The organism is Kitasatospora sp. NPDC017646 (assembly GCF_044329365.1).
Classification (GTDB): domain Bacteria; phylum Actinomycetota; class Actinomycetes; order Streptomycetales; family Streptomycetaceae; genus Kitasatospora.
On record NZ_JBIRJC010000003.1, the window covers coordinates 392,856 to 414,827 of the forward strand.

Below are 21,972 nucleotides of genomic sequence, written 5' to 3' on the forward strand. Positions count from 1 at the left end.
AAGTATGCCAGTTTGCGCTGGTAATCGGTCTCTGCAATTACCTCGGCTCATACCCGCGTTGTCCGCCGGGCCTCGGCGGTGGTCGTTTCCGCGGCTCCCCCGGTGGCTTCCCAGGCGGCTCCCCCGCCGGCTTCCCAGGTGGCTTCCCAGGTGGCGGAGCAGAGCGCGGTGGCCAGCGCCTCGGTGTAGTCGGCGGCGGCCAGCCAGGCCGTGGCGAAGGCGTCGTGGTCGTCCGGGGCGACCCTGCCGAACACGTCCCGCCGCTGGTTCATCGCGGTCGCCCGCAGGCCGTCCAGCAACTGGGCGGCGGTGGCCAGTCCGGCGGCGCGCAGCAGGCTCCGGTCGGCCGCCGCCGTGGCCGCGCTCGGGCCGAGGGCGGACCGGCCGGTGGTCACCGTCTGCTCCACCCGACGGCCGAGCACGTGCACGGGCGGGCCGACCGGGGGTGCGGTGGGGAGCAGCGGCACGGGCCCTGTCGGGTGTTCTGAGGTCAGGTCGACGGTCTGGAGGTCGGCGGTCTGGAGGCGTTCCAAGCCGAGGTTGGCCCGGCCCGCGCGGTCGGCGGAGAGGGCGAGGCGCACGGGCGACGACTGGTCGGGGGCAGGGTGGTCGGGGGCGTCCGGGGGTGTGCCGATCGCGAGCAGGCGCAGTTCCGGACGGTCGGCCCGTTCCAGTCGGCCGATCAGCCGGAGCCGCAGGCCGGGGACGGTGGCGAGCAGGGCGAGATTGGCCCGGAACGCCAGGTCGGGGTGCTCGTGCCCCGGGCGCAGCGCGATCACCAGGCCGCGCCCGGAGGCGCGGGCGAGCAGCTGGAGCGCTCCGCCGGATCCGGTCGCGGCGGCGCCCAGCAGGGTGACGTCCAGGAACAGCAGGTCGCTCCCGGCCGGGCGGCTCTCGTACGGCAGCTCCTGCGCCGCGAGGGCCCGCGCGACCTGTGCGGCGGGCGGCTCGGACCAGAGCCTGGCCACCAGCTCCGCCGTCCAGTCCGCCCCGGACGCGCGGACTGCCCGGACGGAGGCCCCGGCGCCCAGCCGCCCGGTGGCGGACCTCGTCGCGCCCTGGACGGCCAGCCCTGCTCGGCTGAACTCGCGGTGGCTGAGCGCGGCATCACCCAGTCGGACCGTACGGTTGCCCGCCCCGACGGCCAGCGGAGCGGCGGTCGCGGCATCACCGTGCGGGGTCACCTCGGCGACCGTGCTGAGCCGGCCGCCGGCGTCCACCGCCCAGCTGACCACGCCGGCATGGGCTGCGGTCAGCACCGGTTCGGCGAACAGCCCGTACAGCCGCAGGCCGCCCTGCTCCGCGTAGGCCTGGCGGGCGGTGCCGCGCAGCGCGGCGAGCGGGGTGGGGGCGGGGGCGCCGGGCGGCGCCGTCAGGGCGACGGTGAGGCCGAGCAGCTCGCGCAGGACCGCCACCAGGTCCGCCAGTCGGTGATCGGGCGCGCCGGAGCGCGCCGCACGCACCCTGGTCACCACCGCGACGGCCACCGCGGCCGGGCGGTACAGCCCCGCCACGCGCGCCCGGTGGGCGGCGCGCAGCAGTTCGGCCTGGGAGACGGCGCCCGCACCGCTCACTCCGGCGGCCAGCAGGGCACAGGCGGCCTGGTGGAGGTGCCGGGCGGCGGCGAGTTCGGGCGCGGTGAGGGCGGCGGCTTCGGGTACGGGCGCGGTTTCAGGCCCGGGCGCGGCTTCGGGCGCCGGCGCGGCTTCGCGTGCTGCTGGTGCCTCCGGTGCCCCGGCTTCGGGAGCTTCGGAGGGTTCAGCGACGGCATCGGTTGCCTCGGCCAGCGGGCAGAGGGTGACGGCGGCGGCGCGGTGGACGCAGGCGGGGGCGAGCAGGCAACCGCACCGGACGTCGGACGGGTCGGCGATCACCCCGCCCGGGGCGTGCAGGACGAGCAGGGCCTCCTCGTCCACCTGCACCCGCCAGTCGTCGCCCTCCCGGCGCAGCGGCCGCTGCGCCAGCTTCGCCGCCGCGCCGTCCAGCCGCTTCTGCAGCCGGGCACTGAGCCCGGACACCACCTCCGCGACCACCTCGGGCCGGACGCCCGGCCAGCAGTTCTCCTGCGTCGTCGTGTTCATCGCACCTTCTCCCCCACCCAGCGGGCCAGTTCCAGCGGACTCAGCGCCGCCACGGGCATGCCGACCGCGACCAGCTGCCCCGCGACCGCCTTCGAGTACCGGGCCGTCCCGGTGTCGTCCAGTGCCGCGCAGCCGAGCAGGTGCACGCCGGAGTCCACCAGGGCCCGGGTCTGGGCGAGCAGCCCGTTGACCGGGCCGCCCTCCTCGAAGTCGCTGACCACCGCGATCAGCGTCCTCGACGGCACCGTCACCAGCTCGCGCGCGTAGCGCAGCCCGGTCGCGATGCTGGTGCCGCCGCCGACCCGCACCTCCAGCAACAGGCTCAGCGGATCCGTGACCCGCTCGGTCAGATCGAGGACCTCGGTGGAGAAGGCGACGAAATGGGTGCTCAGCGAGGGCACACCGGCCAGGATCGACGCGGTGAGCGCCGCCCAGACCGTGGACGCCTCCATCGACCCTGACACGTCCACCACCAGGATCAGCCGCCAGTCGTTGGCCTGCCGCGCCCTGGTCCGGAACACGGGACGGTCCGGCACGATCAGGGTGCCGACGCCGTCCGGTGCGGGGCGGGCGGTGGCGAGGTTGGCCCGGACGGTCCGGTGGAGGTCAAGCCCGCCGCTCGGCCGCCGGGACGGGCGGGGCACACTGATCCCGGTCAGCGCCGGGCGCAGCCTGGTCGCCAGCTCGCGGCTCAACTCGTCCACCAGCCGCCGCACCAGCGGGCGCAGCCGCGCCACCCGGGCCTCGGGCAGACCGCCGGCATGGTCCAGCACCGTCCTCAGCAGGTCGACGGACGGGCGGACGGCCGACGGGTCGATCGCCTCCAGGACGTCCGTCCGGCCGTGGGCGACGGCGGCGGCCAGCACCTCTTCCCGCAGGCCCGGACCGAACAGCGCTTCCAACTCCTCGGCCCACTCGCGCACCCCGGGAAAGGGGGCCTCGCGACCGCCCCGGTCGCCCAGGCCCGGACCGGAGCCCTCACCGTGCCCGGTCCCGTACAACTCGTCGAGAGCGGTGGCGAGTCGGGCACTGCGGCCGGACAGGCCGCCGATGCCGGGGCGGCCCAGCAGCAGGCGCCAACGCTCGGCGGGTGCGAGGGTGTGCGGGGCGGTACCCGGGGGCTGGGCGGCGGGTGCGTGTTCCGGTGCGGGTGCGGGATCCCCGTCCGCGTCCGGAGGTGACTGCGGTGCCAGCCCCCGACGGGCGAGCGCCGCGCGGGCGGCCAGGTCCGCCCGGACCCAACTCGCCACCACCGCGGGGTCGGCAGCCTCGGGCAGGGCGGCGAGGCGGGTGTCGAGACGCTCCTCCACCAGGGCCAGCAGCCGGTCACGGGCGGCCGGGCTCAGCGTGTCGAAACCGCCGCGCAGTGCGGGCAGCCGGTCCAGGAAGGCGGCGTCCGACAGCGACGTCACCCGCTCCAGCACGGGTGCCAGCGCCTCGGGCGCGCTGTCGAACAGCCCCTCGGCCGCGGTCAACAGCCCGACCAGCGCCCGCCCCAGCGTCTGCCGCGCCCGGACGTCGGTCGCCCCGTCCACCCAGGACGCGGCCCGGCCGCCGAACACCCCGGCCGGCTCCTGCCCGAGCAGCACCCGCACCGCCCCGGCCGCACCACGCACCATCGGGCTGCCCCGCTCGGCGAGTTCCCCCAACACGTACCCCAGCCGCACCCCGCCCAGCCGATCCGCCCGCCGCGCCAACTCCACCAGTGCCCGCGCGTCCGCCGGATCGTCCGACCCGCCCAGCCCCTCCACCTGCCGAACGGCAGCGACGGTGAGCAGTTCTGCGGCAGCATGGAGGGAGTTGGCCGGGTTAGCCAGCCCCGAGGCGGGGTGACCGAGGACGGCGGCGGGATCCTCAACGGCCTTTCCGGAAAGGGACGTTGAATCACCCCCGTCCGACACGGCCGGTGAGTCGGCGGATGGCCCGGCTCCGGCAGCGGGTGCGGGCGCGGGCGCGCAGGCCGGCCCGGCCGAGGCACCCGGGACAGTCGCCCTGAAGGGCGGGCTCGTCGCATCGGAACCGCCTTCCCCCACGGCCTCGCCGAGCGGGAGCGCGGGGGCGCACCCGGTCTGAGCCACGCCGGCGGCGGGTCGGGAACCGACTGGTACGACCGGAACAGCCGACCCGGCGGGACGTGCCGCGGAAGGTGGCGGGGCGTCGCCGAGGGCTGGGGTGAGGCCGGGGAAGTGGCCGGCGGCGAGCCGGTCCAGGAGGGTGAGGGCGTCGAGGAGGTCGGGGAGGGCGGCGGTGGTGGGGAGGATGGCGGTGAGTTGGACGAGGCGGGTGGTGGTGAGGGCCGGGAGCGCGCAGGAGGCGGCGGCGGTGAGGCCGTCGATGATCTGGCGGGGCGTGGGGGCGTCGCCGAGGCGGGTGCGCAGGGCGCCCTCGGCGGCTTGGGCGGGAGTGACGCCTCGGGTGCCGGCGACGGTGAGCAGGGCGGCGACGGTGGGGGTCCAGTGCAGGCGCCAGCGGGTGCCGAGGGTTTCGGTGCCGCCCGGCCCGGTGGTCGGGACGGGCTCGGCATAGGGGACGCCGCAGGCGGTGAGGCGGTGGAGGAGGACCTCCCTGCGCCGGTCGAGGGCGCTGCGCAGCGGGTCGAGGCGCAGTTCGCGCGGGCCCGGATCGGTGGGGCCCGGGAGACCGAGCTCGGCGAGGAGGGTTTCGACCGCGGGGGCGAGGCCGCTGCGCGGGGCGGCGGGGGTGGGGCGCCCGGTGCGGGTGCCGACCAGGACCTGTTCGAGGGCACGGGCGACGGCCCGGCCGCGGCCGAGGGGTTCGCCCTGGGCGAGGACCGCCTGGACGGCTTCGACGAGTTCGCCGCGGCCGGGGGCGGCGTGGCCTCGCAGCCGGGCGAGGTCGCCGGCGAGGCGGACGATCTCGATGGCGTCGGCCGGGCCGGAAGGGTGGTCCTGGGTGCGCAGGGCGGCGCAGATCCGGACGGCAGTGGCGGTGAGCGCCTCGGTGAGGCGCTCCGGGTCCCCGCCGGCGTCGAGGACGGTGTGCTGCCACTCCGGGTCGCGGATGCCCGCCGGGTAGCCGGAGCGGGCGTCGAGCAGCGGGTAGGTGTACGGGATCAGCGAGAGCACGTGCCCGGGGTCGTCCGGGCCGGGCGGTCCCTCGGGGGCGATCGGCCCGTGCAGCAGGGCGGGGGCGTGGAAGGAGCCGACGACCACGGCGATCCGGCGCCCGCCGGCCGAGGCGGCCCGGATGCGGGCGCGCATCCAGGCCTCGCGGCGCAGGTCGTACGGGTCGACGCCGGGGCCGGTCTCGGCGTCGTGGCGCAGGGCCCAGCCGACCAGCAGGGCGGCGCGGCGGACGGCGTCCGGGGTGGAGCCGGGGGCTGCGGTCTCGACCAGGCGGTCCCACAGGTCCTCGTCGGAGTCGCGACCGGTGAGGCGGTGGCGCAGGGCGTCCGCCACGCCGGGGGCCGTCGGTCCTTCCGTCGGGCGGCGGTCCCGGGTGCCGTCGGGGGCGGTGCGGTGGGCGAGCGGGAGGTCGCAGGCGATGGCCTCGACGCCGTTGCGCCGGGCCCAGCGCAGTGCGACGAGTTCCGGGGAGAAGTCGGCGAAGGGGTAGAAGGCGAGGCCGCCGGAGTCGTCCTGGCCCGCCGGGGCGGCGGCGAGGGCGACCGGGGCCTCGGTGGCCTCGTCGGAGAGCCGGTCCAGCCAGGGCTGGAACTCGGCGGGCAGTTCGACCAGGACCGCCTCGGGGCGGGCGGCGTCGAGCAGCGCGGGGAGGACCGCGCTGAGTGACGGCGCGTGGTGACGCACGCCGATCAGGTAGGGCCCGGGACGGTCGGTGCCGGAGCCTGCCAGCCGGTCGGTCTCGGCGCGGACGTCGAGGTCGGTGGCAGGGTGTCGGCCGGCCCCGAGGGGGCCGTCCGGGACGGGCTTCACCGCGCTGCTCGTCATCGTCAGGCCTCCAGTGCCGAGCGGAGGTCCCACAGGGTGCGCCAGGTGGCGGCGCCCTGTTCGGCGCGCCGGCGGACCGGGCCGTCCCAGTAGCCGAGCAGCCGGGCCGCGTCCGCCGGGTCGTCCTTGCGGACGACGCCGAGGAGCTGGCCGGGGAGGCGGCCGAGGAGGTCGCCGCCGTCGGGCAGGTAGGCGGCGGTGACGCCGAGCGCGGTGGCGACGGAGACGGCTTCCGCGGTGCTCATCACGGTGGACGGGCGCTCGACGTCCCATCCCTCGGTGGAGCGCCCGGTGCGCAGGTCTCGGAAGGCGGTGACCAGGGCTTCCAGGACGGCGTCGTCGACGGCGTAGCCGGCGCCGGCCCGGGCGACGGCGGTGGTGGACTGGCGGCGGACCAGTTCGACCTCGGCGGCGAGGCTGCCGATCGGGCCGACCGTCTCGAAGTTGAACCGCCGCTTGAGGGCGGCGGACATCTCGCTGACGCCCTTGTCCCGCAGGTTGGCGGTGGCGATCAGGGTGAAGCCGGCGGCGGCGTGCAGCTGCCCGTCCGGGGTGCCGGCCAACTCGGGGACGGCGATGCGCCGTTCGGAGAGCAGGGAGACCAGGGCGTCCTGCACCTCGGGCAGGCAGCGGGTCACCTCCTCGACCCGGGCGACGGCCCCGGTGGTCATCGCGGTGAGCACCGGGGAGGGGACGAGGGCCTCGCGGCTGGGACCCTTGGCGAGCAGCAGGGCGTAGTTCCAGCCGTACTTGAGCTGGTCCTCGGTGGTGCCGGCGGTGCCCTGGACGGTGAGCGCGCTGGTGCCGCAGACGGCGGCGGCGAGCAGTTCGGAGAGCATCGACTTCGCGGTGCCGGGCTCGCCGACGAGCAGCAGGCCGCGCTCCCCCGCGAGGGTGACGACGCAGCGTTCGACCAGGGCGCGCTCGCCGACGAACTTGGGCTCGATCACCAGGCTCCGGCGCCCGGCCTTGAGCTTCTCGCCGCCGCTGCCCATGACGAAGGTGACCACGGCTCGCGGGGTGAGGCGCCAGCCGGGCGGGCGCGGGCCGCTGTCGTGGGCGGCCAGGAACTCCATTTCGGCGGCGTGCTTCTCCTCGGGTGGGACGATCTGCCGTTCCACGGTCGCCGTGGTCGCAGCGGTCGTGGTGGTCACGGTGGCGGTCATCGGCGGGCCTTCCTGCGCTTGCCGGTCTGGAGTTCTTCGTAGCCGGGGGCGTCGCCGTCGACGGTGCGCTGCCACGCGAGGGCGAACAGCTCGGGGACGGGCAGGTGCGGCAACACCGGCTGGTGGGTGGGCAGTTCGTACAGGGCGGCCTTCCAGGTCTCCACCGGCAGGGCGGGCGACTTGGCCTCCTGCCAGCCGCCGGGCAGGAAGAGGCCGCGGCCGGCCCGGGACCGCTTGGCCTCCAGCACCAGGCCGGAGGCGGCGAGTTCGGCGCGGGCGCGCCTGAGCCGGGCGGGCTTCCAGCCCGTCCAGCGGGCGGTGTTGCGGTCGGTCGGGTCGGGCAGGGCGAGCAGTTGGAGGTGGAGCACTGCCGCGTCCTCGCCGAGGCCGTGGGTGCGGGCCACCTCGGCGACCAGCCCGGGGGCGGACAGCTGCGGGTTCTGCAGCCAGGCCGGGCCGTCGCCGGTGGCCGTCACCGCGGCGGAGGCGGAGGCCAGGCGCTCGGGTTCACCGCGCAGGACGGACTCGATCGCCGCCCGCTCGGTGCCGAACCAGTAGCTGCCGGCGAGCCCGTCGAGCAGTTCGAGCAGGGGGTCGTCCGGGCCGGTGAGGGCTGCCGGGCGCAGCCAGACCCGCTCGAACTCGGCGTGGTACGGGGTGAGGACGAGCGCCGGGCCGCAGCGGACCAGGCCGTCCGGGTCGGCCCCGCCCTCGGCGGGCAGGCCGAAGTGGGGGCGCAGCACGGCGGCCAGCGAGCCGCCCTTGGCGGTGCGGACGAGGTCGAGGTCGAGCAGCAGCTCCGGGTCGGCCAGCCGCTCGCGCAGTGCGGTGGCGGCCCGGGGCATCAGTGGTCGCAGCGGGCTGTCGGCGGCCAGGTGGTAGGCGAGCCAGCGCAGGGCGCGGATGGTGGTGCCCAGCGCTCCGGAGCCGGGGACGGCGGAGGCGTCCTCGGGCGCCAGTCGGGGGGTGCCCTGTCCGTCGTCGGTGAGCCGGAAGGTGGTGGTGCCGGTGAGCCAGGGGGTGTGGCCGGGATTGAGCACCGCCTCGATGGTGGTGATGGGCACGCCCTGGACGGTGGCCTGCGTCTCCTCGGGGAGGGTGACGAGCCGTCCGAATTGGCGGATCCAGGCCTCGGCGCCCGCGGCGAGGTCGGGGCCCTCGGTCCACAGCCGTTTCGGGTCGTCGGTGGGCAGGAGGGCGGCCCAGACGTCGGCGATGCCGTTGTGGTCGTGTCCGCGCAGCCAGTGCTGGGCGGCCTTGACATCGGCGGGCTTGAGGCCGTACTCGGCGGGCACCTGGGCGTTGCCCCAGTGCAGCAGACCGGGCGGCGGACTGAGCAGCAGGGTGGCGCGGGCGGTGCCGATGCCGGTGAGTTCGGCGAAGGCGGCCGCGCGGGCCGCGTCCCAGGGGACGGCCCGGCGCAGGGCGCAGACCCGCCAGAACTTGGCGATCCAGGCGGCGCTGAGCCGCTCCTCGGTGCCGCGCTCCTCGACGGTGGTGAAGTGGGCGACGGGGCCGAACTCGCCGCTCGGGTCGTGGTCGACGGCGAGCCAGTGCACCGTGTCCTCGGTGTACTGGCGGCGGTGGCCGAGGATGATCACGGTGCGGTCGCCGTGCCTCAGCACCTCGCCCTGGCGTTGGGTGGTGGTCGGCCGACCGCTCGCGGTGCCCTCGGCCCGTTCGGCGAGGACGATCTCGCGCAGGGTGGCGCCGCGGTCGGCGAGCGGGCCCTTGGTGAGCTCGCCGAGCAGCAGCACCAGGGAGGAGCGGTGGGCGGGATCGGTGAGCGGCGCGGCGACGGCGTGGGCCAGGACGTCCAGTCGGCCGAGCAGGTGCAGCCAGCCCTGGTGGGCGTCGCCACCCTGGAGGGTGACGGTCGCCGGGGTGCTCCAGCCCTCGCCGCTCGCGGTGGGCGGATCGGCGAGGACGGCGCTGACGGTGCGCAGGTTGTTGAGCGTCCAGCAGTGGTCGGAGGTGCCCCAGCTTCTTCCGAAGCCGTCGATTCCGGGCAGGACGGCGTTGACGGCGTCGCGCAGTTCGTGGTCCCGGCCGTGCTCGGGCCGGTACTCGGCGGCCTCGGTCTTGGTGGGTCGTTCGGCGTCGGGCTGCGGGAGGAACCGGGCCGTCCGGTCGAGCAGGTCGGCGGCGGCGCGGGCGAACCCGGCGACGCCGGCCAGCAGCAGCGGGTGGGTGATACCGGGCAGGGCGGCGCCGACCGCCTCGACCGGCAGGCTGTTGCGGGCCTCGCCTCGCTGGGCGAGCGGGCGCCGGACGCCCTGGACGGTCAGCCAGCGCTGTTCGTCCTCCGGGACGGGTTCGGTGTCGACGGGCCAGGCGAGGTCGATCAGTCGGGCGGCCTGGTCGGCGGTCAGGGCGCGCAGCACCCGGGAGCCCGCCTCGTCGCGGGGCCGCAGGGCGTGCCAGTGGCCGTACGGCGGGACCAGCGCCGTGCCGGCGGCGGCGAGGTCGCCTGGCTTGCAGGAGCGCAGCGCGGCGGTGCGGTCGGAGCGTTCGGCGAGGTCGGGCAGGCCGAGGTCGAAGAACTCGCCGGTGCGGCTGACCACGGGGCCCTGGGCGCCGGGCAGGGCGAGCCGGCCGACCGGAAGGACGTGGGTGTCGTCGCGGTCGTTCAGCGGCAGCACGATGCGCCGTCCGTCGGCGGTGAAGGTGGTGACGGCGCGTCCGGGATCGCGACGGACCCAGCTGCCGAGCACGGTGCCGTCGGTGCCGAGCGGGGTGCCCTCCAGGCCGGGCTGCATCGGTAGCAGACCGGTGCAGCCGGTGACGAGCCGGCCGGCCTCGGCGGTGGCGGCGATCAGGGGCGGTTCGGCGGCGCGGCCCAGGGCGCCGGTGGCCGGGTCGAGTTCGCGCAGGACGAGGCCGCCGTCCTGGGCGCGGCGCACCGTCCAGTGGCCGGTGCCGTCGCCGAGGACGGGGTGCTCCTCGGGCAGGGCGGTGTCGCCGGGGTGCAGCGGGCGGGTGCCGGTGCTGCGGCCGCCGCCGGGCAGCGGGAGGGAGGCGGCCTCGGGGTGGCGGTCGCCGTAGTGGTAGCCGGCGATCCTCGGGCCCTCCAGCTCGAAGGTCTGGTCCGGTCGGCTGGACCAGTACGCCTTCTGGTCCCCGCCCTCGTACCAGATGACCAGGAGTTCGCCGTCGACGAAGCGCAGCCGGGGGCGGTTGTGGGCGCCCGGCAGCGGGGGCAGCCGCAGGGTGTGTTCCAACACGATGCCCTGCGGGCCGACCACGAGGGCCTGGTCGCGGCGGGCGAGGACCAGGCACGGCCAGGCGTCCTCGACGATCAGGCCGTCCAGGCCCCGGGTGCGGTGACCGGGGGCGGTGGCCGGGAGGGCGTCGGAGGCGGGCGGGTCGGCGAGCCGGCCGAGCGCCTCCTCCAGGGCGGGCCAGCCGAGTTCGTCCAGGATGCCGGCGCCGAGGGCGCGGGTGAGCAGCCCGGTGACGTCGAGCGCGGCGATCCTCTCGGCGGCGGCCGGGGCGACGGTGCGGATGGCGGTGCGGAACTGCGTCAGCGAGCGGACCAGGCTGTCGGCACCGGCCAGGCCGCGGACGGCGGCGAGTTCGTCGGCGCGCTCCTCGGCCCACTCCCTGAACAGCTCGTTCAGCAGCGGCAGGACGGCAGCCTGGTGCTGGACGGCCGGCTCCCAGGCGGACGGGGCGGCTCGGCGCAGCAGCGGCCGGAAGCGCTCGTCCGCGGCGATGGCCGCGAGGGCGGTGGCGTCCGGACCTCTCTGGCCGACCCACTCGCGCAGGTCGAAGCCCTTCAGGTCAGCCGGCGGGTCGGCGACCGGGACGCCCGCGGCGAGCAGCAGGTTCAGCAGGTCGAGTCGGGTGTGGCCGGCCCGCATGTCGGTGAACAGGTCGACCGGGACGGCGTCGGCGCGCAGCCGTTCGACCATCCGCCCGGCCAGGGCGACGGTGGCCGGGCAGCTGGGGCGGCTGCGCCAGCCGCGGCCGAGGTGGTTGCACCAGCGCTGCAGCCAGGCGGCGGCGGGTTCGGCGCCTTCGGCGCGGGGGCCGGTGAGCAGTTCCTCCGCGCCGGTCTCGGCGAGGACCGCCAACCAGGCGGTGTCGTGCGGGGCCGCGTCGGTGCCGGAGGCGGCCGGGTCGGGCAGCAGCTCCAGCAGGCGGGTGCGGACGGCGGCGTCGTTCCTGCCCAGGTCGACCAGCGCGCCGTGCCAGGACTTCCAGAACGCCGCGGGCGCCCGGTTGACCGCCGGGGAGTCCAACAGCTCGGCGAGCAGGGCCCGTTCGTGCTCGGTGCGGTCCAGGCCGGCGGCCCGGATCAGCGCCCGGGCATCCTCGGCGACGCCGGCGTACGGGGCCATGCCGGCCGCGGAGCGCTCGGTGCACAGCTGCCGGAAGCGCTGCCAGGCGGTCAGCGGATCGAGCCGCCGGGCGAGCTCCTTGACGTACTGGCGCAGGGACTTGACGGTGAGCGCGCCGGCCAGGGCGAACTCCAGGAAGACGGCGCGCAGCCGTTCCTCGTCCACGGCCAGGTTGTGGGTGCGCTCGGCTTCGCGCGCCTTGCCGAACCAGGCGGCGGCGTACGTCCGGTTGTCGTGGGCGAGGAAGATCCGGCCGACCTCCTCGCAGAAGGTGGGCAGGAAGTGCGGCACGGCGCGGCCGAGCCGGGTGGCGAGCGCGTCGAAGCCGTCCTTGGCGGCGCCGGGCTTGGACCGGGCCTGGCGGGCCAGCCGCTCCAGGTCCTTGACCAGGGCGAGCGCGTGGTGCCCGTTGGCCGGGTCGTGGACGAGCGCCCAGGCCGGGAAGCCCAGCGCCTCCTGGCGGACCTGGCCGACCTCGGCGGGCTCGCCCTCGGGGGCGAGGCCGAGGAACTCCAGGGCGAGGTCCTCCGCCTGGCCGAGCGTGCCGGGGACCAGACGGACGATCCGGCGGCCGTCCAGGGCGGGGTGGGCGTAGCCGCGGGCGGTCAGCACGTCGGCGGCGCTGTCGGGGCGGCCGGCGCCGGGCAGCGTGCCGTGCGGGAGGACGGCGCCGGCGTCGAGCAGCGCCTCGGGCGTCGCGGCGCCCTGGTTCGGGACGGTGGTGGTCATGCGGCTTCCTCCCCTTCGATCGTGCGGCCCGCGTACAGGGCGGCGGCCATCCTCATGCCCTCGGACCAGGCGACCGGTCCGACCTCGGCCAGCGGCAGGGCGCGGCCGTCGGGGCCGGCCCAGCTGAGGGCGCCCGTCTCGCAGGCGTCGTACTCGTAGTAGTCGCCGATCCAGACCCGGGCCTCGACGGTTCGGCCGCCCTCGGTGATCGGCTGCACCGCTGAGCCGCCGCGGACCCGGCAGCCGAGCCGGGTGCAGCGCCCGACCAGCTCGCGCAGTTCGCGGTAGCGGCCACCCGCGTAGGTGGTGACCTCGGTGCCGGCCGACGGCTCCCCGGGCCGGTGCCAGACCTCCCGGTAGAGCTGCTGGACGCGCTGGGAGACTCCGAGTTCGACGGCGAACTCCCGCAGGTCGTCGAGGTCCGGCAGCAGCACCGGGTGGGGTATCAGGACCTCGGCGTCGGTGAGGCGGACGGTGTCCCCGTCGAGGTCGACCAGTCCGAGGCCGCGCTCGGCGTCCGCGTCGCGAAGGAAACCGGCGACGGCGCCGTCCGGGCCGGTGACCACGACGTCCCGCAGGACGGCCTGCCAGGCCTCGTCGGGCCAGACGGCCGCGAGCACGGCGGCGGGCACCGGCAGCGAGCGCACCATCCACCGCTCGACGTCCTCCTGGCAGCGCCGCTCGTGTGCGGCCAGCCACTCGGAGAGCTGCTTGAGCCGGGTGACCACCGGGTCGTCACCGAGCTTCGAGGGCAGCGACTTGAGCGCGCGCCCCGCAGCGTTGCGGCACACCACCCTGCCCTCCTCGTCGAGCGTGACGCGGTACCCTCCCGCGTCCGTCTCCACCCATGCCACGGCCGTACTCCTCCCAGCGGGAACGACGTTCTGATCGCCTGCTGACCAGCGATGCGAGGAACGTAGCGAGGGGTACTGACAACGCGACGGGCGGAGGGAGGCCCGCGGTGGCCAGGGGGTTTCAAACCACTCGAACGAGTGAGCGATGACGTGGACAACGGCTCGGGCGGCCGCCTCCTACGGTGAGGCGGCCGCCCGGACCCCTCCCGGCGGCGCGGGAGTCAGACGGTGGCAGACGGTGCCCCCTCGGAGACGTAGATCCAGTCGAAGCCGTCGTACCCGGGCCCGTCCAGGTGTTCGGCCCGGTGCAGGCCGGCCCGCAGGGCGACGCGCTGGGAGGGCAGGTTCTCGGGACGGATGCGGGCGATCAGCGGCAGCCCGGGTACGTGCGCGGCGGACCAGGAGACGACGGCGGTCGCCGCTTCACCGGCGAAGCCCCGGCCCCAGGCCGCTGGGGCGAAGCGGTAGAAGAGGTTGAGGACCGGTCGCCCGGCCAGCTCCATCGGTTTGACGCCGCAGAAGCCCAGCACGGGCTCGGCGCCCAACGAACGGACCGTCCAGTAGCCGAAGCCGCGGGCCTGCCACTGGGCGTCCCAGAGGCCGTACCGTTCCTCGGCCTCCGATCGCACACTCAGAGCGTCCGAGGGGTTGTGGCGGCAGGCGGCCGGGTCCCGGTGGATGGCGAGGAGGGCGTCGATGTCGCCCTCGGTGGGGCGGCGCAGGGACAGTCGGCGGGTGGTCAGTTCCTCGTGTCGGCTCATCCGGTGATCGTACGAGCGACGTCAGTGCGAAGACGGCGCCGCCGGGGGCGGGGTGAGCCCGGCGCAGCCGCGCAGGCCGTCGCGGCGCTTGAGGGCGGCCTCGGCGGCGGCGCCGGTGACCGGCTGGGGGATGCCCTTGTCGTCGATGGTGGCCGGGGCGAAGGCCTCGCCGGTGACCTTGCCGTCGGCGGCGAGGGTGAGGGTGGTGACGCCGGTCTCGTTGGAGAAGGCGTAGTCGGAGGTGCCGTACCAGAGGAAGTTGCCGAATCCGTACCCCACGTAGGTGTTGCCGAGCATGCCCGAGCCGACCATGGTGTGGGCGTGGGTGCCGACCACCGCGGAGGCCCCGACGGCGGCGAGCTTCTTGGCGATGGCGGTCTGCGCACCGGTCGGGCAGGCCTTGCCCTCCTCGCCCCAGTGCAGGTAGACGAGCACCACCGGGGCCTGCTGCTTGGCCGCCTGCACCGCCGAGACCAGTGCGGGGACGTCCAGCGCCGAGGCGATGCCGGGCTTGTTGGCGCCTGCCCGCCACTTCTGGTTGGTGATGTCCTCGACCTGGCTCGCGGCGACCACCGCGACCTTCACCCCGCGCACGGTCGTCACGTACGGCGCGTACGCCTCCTTGGCGTTGTGCCCGACGCCGAGCACCGGGATGGGTGAGGAGTCCTTGGCGGCCAGGGTGTCGGCGAGGCCGTCGGCGCCGAAGTCGACGGCGTGGTTGTTGGCCATCGAGACGACGTCGACGCCGGAGTCCTTGAGGACGGACAGCGCCTTGGGCGTGGTGCGGAAGGTGTACGTCTTCGGCTCCGGCGCGCCGCGCCCGGTGATCGCGGTCTCCAGGTTGAGCACGGACAGGTCGGCGTCGGCGAGGGTGCGGGATATCGGGCCGAGCGCCGTCTCGGGCGGCTGGACGGACAGCCGGGGCTGGGTACGGCCCTCGAAGTGGACGTCCCCGGCGAAGGCGACGGTGATGGTGCCGTCCGGGCGGGGCGCACCGCCCTTGGTGGGGGCCGGAGCGGCGGTACCGGAGGGTGCGGCGGAGGAGGCGGGCGCCGCGGCGGGCGGGGCGCTCTTCGCCGGGGCGGGCACCGGGTCGTCCGGCCCGCAGGCGGCGACGGCGGTCAACCCGACGAACACGGCGACGGCGGCCGCGGCACGGCGCATGAGTGGTTCCCCCCGGAGGTCGATGCAAGAGCGGTCAGCCTACGCCACCGAATCGGCACCACTTGAGCCCGCACCCGCAACATTCCGGACACAAAAGGACACGGCGGCCGTTCCGGAGCGCCGTTCGACGGCAGCCGTCCCGCTACTGCCGTCCCGCCGCCCTCGTTCCACAGCCACCGTCCCGCCGCCCTTCCACAACCGCCCTTCCACAGCCGCCGATCCACAGCCGCCGATCCACAGCCGCCGCGGCGTCGACCAGGCGCCACCGGGCCCGTCCGTCCCAATCCCCCGCCCCCACCCGGCCACCGTGTCCCTGGCGCCCCGGCCGGGCGGCGCGCAGCGTGGAGGGGAGGCGGCAGGCTACGCGGTCACGCCTGGGCGCCGGAGGAGGAACGTGATGGCCACCAACCAACCCGCCCCCGGCCTGAAACGCCGGATCGTGGTCGGGATCGACGGATCGGAGCCGTCGAAGGCGGCGCTGCGCTGGGCGGTCGGCCAGGCGGTCCTCACCGGGGCCACCGTGCACGCGGTGGCGGCCTGGGAGTACCCCTCGCTGTACGGCTGGTTCGCGCCGATGGTGGACGAGGGCTTCGAGCGGGCCGCCCACCGCACGCTGACCGCCGAGGTCGACCAGGTCATCGGGCCGGAGCGCCCGGTGGAGATCCGGGAGAGCCTGGTGCTCGGACACGCCGCCGACGTGCTGCTGGAGGCGGCCGAGGACGCGGACCTGCTGGTGCTGGGCAGCCGGGGCCGGGGCACCTTCGCCCGGGCGCTGCTCGGCTCGGTGTCCACCCGCTGCGCGGTGCACGGGGCCTGCCCGGTGGTGATCGTCCGGTGCGACGGTACGGCCGTCGCCCCGCCGCCCCCGGCGGCCACGGCCGGGGAGCAGGCACCGCAGGCCGTCCGCACCAAGGACTGGCAGCTCAGCCTGCACGTGGTCGAGGACCAGGACACCACCCGGGTGCACGCCGTGCTGGACGCCGACGGCAAGGTCCTGCACAGCGACGCGCTGGCCCGCCGCAACCCCCGCGACACCCCGGTCCCGGCCGTCGGCGACGACTTCGCGGTCGGCCGCGCCCTGGTCGGCCTCGGCCACCAGCTGCTGCGCGCCGGCGTCCACAGCGCCACCGGCCCGGCGGAGGAGTGAGCAGCGGGGGTGAGCGCGAGGAGTGAGCGCCGGCCGTGCGCGGTAGGAGATGCTGAACCGCGACGCCCCGCACCCTTCGCCCGCACCCTTCGCCCCCTCGCCGGAGCCCACCCACCGATGAACACGCCTGACCCCGACGCCGCCCCCGTCCCCACCAGCGCCCCGGTAGCCCCGGCGGCCCCGGCAACCCCGGGAGTGGGCCCCGACGCTCCCGATGCCTCCACCGCCCCCGACGCCCCCGACTTCAGCCCCGCCGAGCGCGCCCGCGGCCGTGCGCTGCGCCGCGCCCAGCTGCCGTGGGCCCTCGGCGGCCGGCTGGCGGGCCTGGCCCTGACCCTGGTGCTCGGCCTCACCCCGGCCGGGGCCGCACTGGTGACGGCGACCGGCCGCTGGTTCGGCGGCACCCGGACGGCCGAGGTGCTGGCCGGCGGCGCGGCCCTGGTGCTGCTGGGCCAGGTGCTGCAGCTGCCCTTCGGCGCCGGGGTGCGCACCGTCCGGGCCCGGTACGGGCTGGTGACCCAGGGCTGGGCGGGCTGGGTGATGGACGCCGTGCGGTCGCTCGCGCTGACCCTGTTGTTCGTCCTCCCGCTGGTGCTCGGCCTGTTCGCCTTCACCGCCTGGTCCCCGCGCCACTGGTGGGTCCCGGCGGCGGGTGCGGCGGCGCTGCTGACGGCCGCGCTGTCCTTCCTCCACCCGCTACTGATCGAGCCGGTGTTCAACCGCTTCTCACCGATGCCCGCGGGTGAGCTGCGCACCGCCCTGCTGGCCCTGGCCGAGCGGGACGGTGTCCGGGTCCGGGACGTGCTGGTGGCGGACGCCTCGAGGCGGACCACCGCGCTGAACGCGTACGTCTCCGGGCTGGGCGCGACCCGCCGGATCGTCGCGTACGACACGTTGCTGTCGGCGGCCGAACCGCGCGAGGTGGAGCTGGTGGTGGCGCACGAACTGGGGCACGTCAAGCACCGGGACGTGGCTGTCGGAACGGCGCTCGGGGCGGTGGGTGCCGCCGTGGCGGTGGCGGTGCTGGGCCTGCTGGCCGACTGGCACCCACTGCTGTCGGCCGCCGGGGCGAACGACGCGGCTGACCCCCGGGCGCTGCCGCTGCTGGCCGCGCTCGCGGCGCTGATCGGCGCCCTGTCGGGCCCGGTGCAGTGCGCGGTGAGCCGCCGGATCGAGGCCAGGGCCGACCTGCACGCCCTCGAACTGACCGGGGACCCCGAGCAGTTCACGGCGATGCAGCGCAGACTGGCCGTGGTGAACGTCTCGGATGTCGACCCGCCGCGGGTGCTTGAGCTACTGTTCGCCACTCACCCGAGTACGACCCGCCGGATCGAGGCGGCCCGCGCCTGGCAGGCCGAACGGGAACGAGCGGCGAGCACCTCGGCCGGTGGGCCGGTGGCGGAGCCGCGCACCACTCCGGGCAAATCCGTTGTATAGTGCAACAAATTTCGGTGCAGCAAGCAGCCCCAAGGAGGTAGGAACGCCGTGCCCGGCCGCCAGTCGTCCATCGACACCATCCAGCGCGAGCTGACCGCCTTCGCCCGCCGTGCCCGGCACAAGGCCTCCCAGCTGCACCCCGACCTCTCCCTGGTCACGTACAGCATCCTCGACCTGATCACCGAGCGCGGCGGCTGCCGGGCCGCCGACGTGGCCGCGCACTTCATGCTCGACAAGTCGACCGTCAGCCGCCAGGTCACCGCACTGGAGCGGCTCGGCCTGCTGCGCCGCGAGGCCGACCCGGACGATCAGCGCGGCCAGATCCTGCGCGCCACCGAGGCCGGGCTCACCCTGCTGCGGGACGCCAACGAACAGCGCCGGCTGGCCTTCACCACCCGCTTCACCGACTGGTCCGACGAGGACGTCGCCCGGTTCGCGGCGTACCTCGCCCGCTACGGCGAGGAGGGCTGACCCCCAGGTCCGGGCCACGGGTCCGGGCCACGGGTCCGGGCCGCCGGCTCCCGGCCGCCGGCTCCCGGCCGTCCGGACCGCCTCCGGGTGCGTCCCACCATCCCCACGGTGTACAGAGGAGAGGTGCCCTTCCGGCAGCGTCCCCATGAGCCGCGTCCGCGCGCCCGCCCCCGCTCCTGGCGGCCCGACCCCCGCGCGATGACGGCGCTGCCGCTCGCACTGATCGTGCTGATCACCGTCGTCGACATCCTGTCGCCGCCGGAAGTCCACCTGGGCCCCCTGCTGATCGTCGCCCCCGCCCTCACCGCCTCCTTCGCCGGGCCCAGGGCCACCGGCGGCGTCGCCCTGCTCGCCCTCGCCGCGCTCACCGTCATCGGCGGCGTCCGGGACGACCTGACCAGCGTCAACATCGAGACCCAGCTCAGCGCGCAAGTGATCGTGTCGGTGCTGATCGTCGGCCTGCGGGTGCTGCGCGAGCGGCACGAACGCGAACTGGCCCGGGTGCGCTCGGTCTCCGAGGCCGCCCAGCGGGTGCTGCTGCGCCCGCTGCCGGAGCGGATCGGGCCGCTGGCCCTGTCCTCCGTCTACCTGGCCGCCGAGGCCGAGGCGCAGGTCGGCGGCGACCTGTACGCGGCCGCCCGGACCACCAGCGGCACCCGACTGCTGGTCGGTGACGTCCGGGGCAAGGGGCTGTCCTCGCTCGGCGACGCGGCCCTGCTGCTCGGCGCCTTCCGCGCCGCCGCCCACCTGCACACCGACCTCCCGAGCCTGGCCGCGTACCTGGACGGCAGCGTCAGCTGGGACCTCGCCCAGCTGGCCGAGGGCCGCCGCACCGAAACCGGACGCCCCGAGATCCGGAACTCCGACGCCCCACGCGCCGAACCGTCCCGACGCCTGCCACCGCCCGAGAGCGCACCGGACGAGGGCGGCGAGTCCTTCATCACCGCCGTCCTGCTCGACATCCCCGACCACGGCGAGTCCGTCCACCTGATCGACTGCGGTCACCCGCCCCCGCTGCTGCTGCGCCCCGAGGGCATCGCCACCCTCGTCACCAAGTACCCCGCGCCGCCCCTCGGCCTCGGCGAACTCGCCCCGGCCACCTACGAGGTGCAGACCTTCCCGTTCCGCCCCGGCGACCGGCTGCTGATCTACACCGACGGCGTGATCGAGGCCCGGGACACCCAGCGACGCTTCTACCCGCTCACCGAACGGGTCTCCGCCTGGCAGACGGAGCGCCCCGCCGCCCTCCTGCACCACCTGCGCCGCGACCTGCTCGCCCACGTCGGCCACCGGCTGGACGACGACGCGGCGATGGTGGTGGTCGAACGGCTCCCGTAGGCCCGACGCTCGGAGCGCTGGGCCACAACCTGCGCCTCGGCGCCCACTCCTTCGACCCGCAGCTCGACGCACCGGCCGAGGGCTCCGGCACCTTCATCGGCGACCGCTTCGGCAACACCATCGGCGGCACGACGGGCGACACCACCTCGGTTCCCCCCTACGACGACGGCACCAAGCCGTCCCACCCGCAACAGCGGCAGGTCACGGTGGTGACGGTCCCGCTGCACCGGTCCGGACCGCACCGACTCCCGGCCCCGGTGTCCGCCGCTCCGGGGGCCGGCCCGACCCGGCCCTCGCCGCTCGCCTACGGCTGGAACACGTAGGGGGTGGTGGTGCTCAGCCGCGCGAAGCCGAGCCGCTCCAGAATGGGGCGGCTCTGGTCGCTCGCGTCGACCTGGAGGTACTCGTAGCCGAGTCCGGCGGCGAGGCGGGCGCGGTGGGCGACCAGTGCGCGGTAGACGCCCCGGCCGCGCCAGGCGGGAACGGTGCCGCCGCCCCACAGGCCGACGAACCCGGTGCCCGGGACGAGCTCCATCCGGGCGGCGCTCACCGGTCGGTCCCCGGCCATCGCGACGACCAGGCTGATCGTGTCCGGGCTGTGCCGCAGCTGGTCGAGGATCCGCTCGCGCAGGCCGGGGCTGTCGGTCCCGAAGGCCTGCTCGTGGACCGCGACCATGAGGTCCACCCCGGCCGGGTCGGTCACCGGCTCCAGCCGGACGCCCTCGGGCAGCACCGGGTCGGCGGGAAGGTCCTCGATCCGGGCGATCATCAGCGCCTCGTCCGGCTCGGCGGTGAAGCCGGCCGCCAGCAGCCGCCGGCCGAGGTCGGCGGGGCGGTCATGGGCGTACGTCTTCCACTCGAACTCGAGCCCCAGTCCGGTGAAGTAGTCCACCTGCGCGGCGATGGCGGCGTCCGCCCCGGCCTCGTCCAGACCCGACCAGACGACGCCGTTCCAGGCGTGCTCCCCGCCCACCTGGCGCACCACCGCGCCGTCGCGCTCGACGCGGACGGCGGGGCCGTCCGGCTGCGCGTCGCGCCGGATCCGCTGGTCGAACAGGGCGAGTACGTGATCACGGTCCATCCGACCACCTCAGCACGCCACAGCGGTGCGCGCCAGCGGTTTTCCGCCGCCCCGGCTCACGTCCTGGGAGTACGGATCACCTCGCTCGGCGCCTCCGCGCCCATGATGGCGTCCAGGATCGCCCGGGCCGCCGCGAGTTCGTCCATCTGACGGGTGATCCGGTCCCGCTCCCGGGCCAGGCCGTCGAGCAGTTCCGGGCAGGTCGGGCCGGCGCGGCGCTGCCCGGGCAGCGGCAGGCCCGGGAGGATCTCGGCGATAGCACTGCTGTTGAGACCGGCCGCGAGCAGGGTGCGGATGCCGTGGACGGTGTCCACGTCCCGGTCGCCGTAGTCGCGGTAGCCACTGGGACGTCGTTCGGGGGTGAGCAGGCCCTGCTCCTCGTAGTAACGCAGGGCGCGCGGGGTGACCCCGGTCCGCCGGGCGAGCTCTCCGATCCGCATCGCGGCACCTCCCATCGACCGGCCGACGGGCTCCGAGCTTGACTCTGCCGTCGGCGTGAAGGTCTAGCGTAGCCGCCATGCCGAACCGACCGCCTACCTCAAACCCACTTCCCCGTAACGAAGTTGCCGTTCTCGGACTGGGCCCGATGGGCCGGGCGATGGCCGCGGCGCTGCTGGCCGCCGGCCATCGCGTCACCGTCTGGAACCGCACGCCCGGTCGGGACACCGAACTGCTCGCGCTGGGTGCCCGGGCCGCCGGGAGCGCCGCCGAGGCCGTGGCGGGCGCGAATGCCGGCGCCCCGCTCGCACTGCTCTGCGTCCGTGACCAGGCGGCCGCCCGGTCGGTACTGGACGCCGCCGGGGAGTCGCTGCGCGGCCGGACCGTCGTCAACACCACCTCGATCACCCCCGAGGACGCCCGGGCCGACGCCGCCGACGCCGGGGCCCGGGGCTTCCGACTCCTCGACGCCGCGATCCTCACCCCCACCCCGACCATCGGCCACCCGCAGGGCACCGTCCTGCTCAGCGGCGACGCCGGGGCCTTCGCCGCGCACGAGCCGACGCTGCGCGCCCTCGGCACCGTACGCCACGTCGGCGCCGATCCGGGGCGGGCGGCGGCCTACGACGCGGCCCTGCTGGACCTGTTCTGGACCACCGTGCACGGCTGGGTCCACGCCCTCGCCCTGGCCCGCGCCGAAGGCATCAGCGGGGCCGAACTCGTCCCGTACGCGCAGGGATTGCCGAAGCTGCTGCCGCCGCTCATCGAGGACTTCGCCCGGCGGGCGGACGAACGCCGCCACCCCGGCGACCGCAGCAGCGTGGGCTCCGCCGAGGCCGGGCTGGTCCACGTCGCCCACACCGCCCGGGCACGTGGCCTGGACACCGCCGTCCTGGACGCCGCCCTCGCCGTCACCCGGCGCGCGGTCGAGGCCGGACACGGGGCGGACGGGGTGTCAGCACTGGTCGAGCTGTTCGCCCGACAGGTGAGTCCCACTGCGCCAGGTGCCCGCCGTCGACCGGCGGGACGGTCCCGGTGACGGTCGGGGCGG

The 21,972-nt window shown here is 75.8% G+C and carries 14 protein-coding genes; 5 read left to right on the top strand and 9 right to left on the bottom strand.

The window, feature by feature from the left end; translation table 11 throughout:
• Nucleotides 1–47: 47 nt before the first annotated feature.
• From ACH4J0_RS07425 to ACH4J0_RS07455, 7 genes are all read right to left on the bottom strand, one after another.
• Nucleotides 48–2,081 carry a hypothetical protein gene (locus tag ACH4J0_RS07425; protein WP_396237165.1) on the bottom strand — a complete coding sequence of 678 codons (2,034 nt, stop codon included), beginning with the start codon at nt 2,079–2,081 and terminating at the stop codon, nt 48–50.
• Nucleotides 2,078–5,992, bottom strand: a complete 3,915-nt coding sequence (locus tag ACH4J0_RS07430) for a DUF5682 family protein (protein WP_396237167.1) — start codon at nt 5,990–5,992, stop codon at nt 2,078–2,080. The genes ACH4J0_RS07425 and ACH4J0_RS07430 overlap by 4 nt, the downstream gene beginning before the upstream one ends.
• A 2-nt stretch (nt 5,993–5,994) precedes the next feature.
• Nucleotides 5,995–7,158: an AAA family ATPase gene (locus ACH4J0_RS07435; RefSeq protein ID WP_396237169.1), complete on the bottom strand. Its 1,164-nt coding sequence runs from the start codon at nt 7,156–7,158 to the stop codon at nt 5,995–5,997.
• Nucleotides 7,155–12,230, bottom strand: a complete 5,076-nt coding sequence (locus ACH4J0_RS07440) for a hypothetical protein (protein ID WP_396237171.1) — start codon at nt 12,228–12,230, stop codon at nt 7,155–7,157. Before ACH4J0_RS07440 ends, ACH4J0_RS07435 begins: the two co-directional genes overlap by 4 nt.
• Entirely contained in the window at nt 12,227–13,084 is an 858-nt protein-coding gene (locus tag ACH4J0_RS07445) for a DUF4132 domain-containing protein (protein WP_396237173.1), read from the bottom strand. Before ACH4J0_RS07445 ends, ACH4J0_RS07440 begins: the two co-directional genes overlap by 4 nt.
• A gap of 221 nt (nt 13,085–13,305) precedes the next feature.
• Nucleotides 13,306–13,845: a GNAT family N-acetyltransferase gene (locus tag ACH4J0_RS07450; RefSeq protein ID WP_396237175.1), complete on the bottom strand. Its 540-nt coding sequence runs from the start codon at nt 13,843–13,845 to the stop codon at nt 13,306–13,308.
• Between the two features lie 21 nt (nt 13,846–13,866).
• Nucleotides 13,867–15,009 (bottom strand): CapA family protein, encoded by a 1,143-nt coding sequence (locus ACH4J0_RS07455; protein WP_396237177.1) that lies wholly within the window; start codon nt 15,007–15,009, stop codon nt 13,867–13,869.
• Between the two features lie 397 nt (nt 15,010–15,406).
• Between ACH4J0_RS07455 and ACH4J0_RS07460 the strand changes: the two genes are divergently transcribed.
• The 4 genes from ACH4J0_RS07460 (at nt 15,407) to ACH4J0_RS07475 (ending at nt 19,402) form a co-directional block, all read left to right on the top strand.
• A complete protein-coding gene (locus ACH4J0_RS07460; protein ID WP_396237179.1) occupies nt 15,407–16,156 on the top strand; it encodes a universal stress protein in 750 nt (249 codons plus the stop codon).
• 117 nt (nt 16,157–16,273) lie between these two features.
• Nucleotides 16,274–17,593, top strand: a complete 1,320-nt coding sequence (locus ACH4J0_RS07465; RefSeq protein WP_396237181.1) for a M48 family metalloprotease — start codon at nt 16,274–16,276, stop codon at nt 17,591–17,593.
• A gap of 48 nt (nt 17,594–17,641) precedes the next feature.
• On the top strand, nt 17,642–18,064 hold the full coding sequence (locus ACH4J0_RS07470; RefSeq protein ID WP_270142454.1) for a MarR family winged helix-turn-helix transcriptional regulator: 423 nt from the start codon (nt 17,642–17,644) through the stop codon (nt 18,062–18,064).
• Nucleotides 18,065–18,262: 198 nt separating this feature from the next.
• Nucleotides 18,263–19,402 (top strand): PP2C family protein-serine/threonine phosphatase, encoded by a 1,140-nt coding sequence (locus ACH4J0_RS07475; protein ID WP_396237491.1) that lies wholly within the window; start codon nt 18,263–18,265, stop codon nt 19,400–19,402.
• 304 nt (nt 19,403–19,706) lie between these two features.
• On the opposite strand, the gene ACH4J0_RS07480 is transcribed toward ACH4J0_RS07475, so the two are convergent.
• Nucleotides 19,707–20,483 carry a GNAT family N-acetyltransferase gene (locus ACH4J0_RS07480; RefSeq protein ID WP_396237183.1) on the bottom strand — a complete coding sequence of 259 codons (777 nt, stop codon included), beginning with the start codon at nt 20,481–20,483 and terminating at the stop codon, nt 19,707–19,709.
• A gap of 56 nt (nt 20,484–20,539) precedes the next feature.
• Nucleotides 20,540–20,923 (bottom strand): MerR family transcriptional regulator, encoded by a 384-nt coding sequence (locus ACH4J0_RS07485; RefSeq protein ID WP_396237185.1) that lies wholly within the window; start codon nt 20,921–20,923, stop codon nt 20,540–20,542.
• A 77-nt stretch (nt 20,924–21,000) separates the two neighbouring features.
• Here ACH4J0_RS07485 and ACH4J0_RS07490 point away from each other — a divergent pair, with 77 nt between their 5' ends.
• Nucleotides 21,001–21,960 carry an NAD(P)-binding domain-containing protein gene (locus tag ACH4J0_RS07490; protein WP_396237187.1) on the top strand — a complete coding sequence of 320 codons (960 nt, stop codon included), beginning with the start codon at nt 21,001–21,003 and terminating at the stop codon, nt 21,958–21,960.
• The last annotated feature ends 12 nt before the right edge of the window (nt 21,961–21,972 follow it).